The organism is Kitasatospora sp. NPDC047058, assembly GCF_040643935.1.
Lineage (GTDB): Bacteria > Actinomycetota > Actinomycetes > Streptomycetales > Streptomycetaceae > Kitasatospora.
Genome location: NZ_JBEYVJ010000818.1, coordinates 1 through 1,641, shown reverse-complemented (window position 1 = coordinate 1,641; position 1,641 = coordinate 1). Strand labels below are relative to the sequence as shown.

Annotated in this window: 3 protein-coding genes; 1 reads left to right on the top strand and 2 read right to left on the bottom strand. The window is 72.8% G+C overall.

The genetic code is table 11. From position 1 onward, the window contains the following. The coding region (locus ABZ885_RS40790; RefSeq protein WP_360200217.1) for a hypothetical protein at window positions 1-377 on the top strand (377 nt) is incomplete at its 5' end. A gap of 67 nt (window positions 378-444) precedes the next feature. On the opposite strand, the gene ABZ885_RS40785 is transcribed toward ABZ885_RS40790, so the two are convergent. Both ABZ885_RS40785 and ABZ885_RS40780 read right to left on the bottom strand, forming a co-directional pair. Beyond that, on the bottom strand, window positions 445-1,080 hold the full coding sequence (locus ABZ885_RS40785; RefSeq protein WP_360200215.1) for an SRPBCC family protein: 636 nt from the start codon (window positions 1,078-1,080) through the stop codon (window positions 445-447). A 151-nt stretch (window positions 1,081-1,231) separates the two neighbouring features. Beyond that, window positions 1,232-1,567, bottom strand: a complete 336-nt coding sequence (locus tag ABZ885_RS40780; RefSeq protein ID WP_360200213.1) for a DUF5959 family protein — start codon at window positions 1,565-1,567, stop codon at window positions 1,232-1,234. Between the last annotated feature and the right edge of the window lie 74 nt (window positions 1,568-1,641).

The following is a 1,641-nucleotide window of genomic DNA, read 5'->3' as shown; positions in this document are numbered from 1 at the left end:
GGATGACCCTGGAGGAAGGCCGACGCGTCAGGCTGACCGAGGACCTCGGGCTCGGTGAGGCGGTCGCCGGGGAGCCCGGGGCCGCCGTCGGGTTCCTCTCGCTGGGAGCCGGGATCGAGGGCACCGTCGAGCGGGTGGACGGGGAACTCCCGGAAAGCCACGCGGTCCGCGAGTACCAGCGGCTCAAGGCGCTGTTCGAGGACTACGGGCACACCATGCCGGCGGCGAGCCGGGAGCGGCTGGAGGCGGAGATCGCCGAGCTGGAGCCCGAGTGGGCCGCGCACCGGGAGCGGGGGAAGCGGGTGACGGTCCGCGTCCGGTGGGACAACGGCCTCGTCCTCGACGGGGCGCACCAGGACATCCTCACCCCCCTGTGAGCGAGGACGCCCTGACGTGACGTCGGCGGGCCGGCCCTGGGGGCCGGGGGCCGGTGTGGTGAGCGTGTCAGCTCGGCCGGTCGTCGTGGGCGGGGGCTTCCGCGGCGGCCTTCAGGTCGCGCAGCCATGCCTCGAGGCCCTGCCGGAGGATCCCGGTCGCCGTCGGAACGTCGGCCTCGACCTGGGGTCCGGTGTGGGTCTCCTCGGTGGTCACGCGGACGCCGCCCCTGACCCTGGTGAAGTTCCACACGTGGACGCCGTCGATGTGCAGCCCTTCACCGATCGCCGGGCCGGTCCAGCGGATGCAGGAGTTGCGCTCGACCTGCTCGACGGTCGAGGTGATCTCCAGGCTGGTGGCGGGAGTTGCGGGGTTGGGGGGCACCGGGGTCGTCCACCGGAACACCGAACCCTTGCGGAACGGGCCGGCGTCGAGTCGCTCCGCGGTCCGGACCGGCGCCTGCCAGGCCGGCCAGCGCTCCACGTCGGTCTGCAGCCGCCAGACGGTGCGCAGCGGCGCGTCGATCACGATCTCGGCCCGGTGGCGGACGAGCGCTGCGGGGTCGACTCCCTGCCCCCGGCAGGTCAGGGACGTGCCGGGACGGGCGGCGTGTGGTGTGGCGGCGGCCGCGGCGGGCACGGCCGTGGCACACAGCAGGCCGACGGCGAGCGGGACGGTGAGCAGGGTGGCACGGGCACCGGGCATGGAGACCCCCCAGACAGATAGATGGCTACGCGTCTGTGAGATGTTGTAACCCGATCTCGGCACGAGGTCAATGGAATCCGTGAGAGGCTCTCACCAATTCATGAACGTATAGCTGATCCGGAGAGGGCGGAGCGGGGCAGCCGCGGCGCGCTCAGGAGCCGTCGGCGAGTGCGGCGCGCAGGGCGTCCAGGCGGGAGGCCGCGCGGGCGGCCCAGCCGTCGCGCAGGTGGAGCGGCACGCTCACCGTGACCCCGCTCTGCACCGGGTCGCGGATCTCCACCACGAACGGGTCCGCGGCGTGCAGCCGGAGGTAGGCGCTGCGGCCGGCCTCCGGCCAGTCCGTGGCGGAGCCGTCCGGCAGGGCAGCGTCATCCTCGGCCGCCGCGCGGGCGGCGAGGTAGCCGGTGAGGTCCGCGAGGTCGGCGTCGGTGAAGTGCAGCGGCAGCTGCGCGGTGACGAAGCCGGTCCCGATTTTTCTGCGACTCATGAACCCCCCTACACTCCCCGGAGGAGAGCAGATCACTATGCGATTCAATCAACGTGAACCCCCGCCCCCAAGCA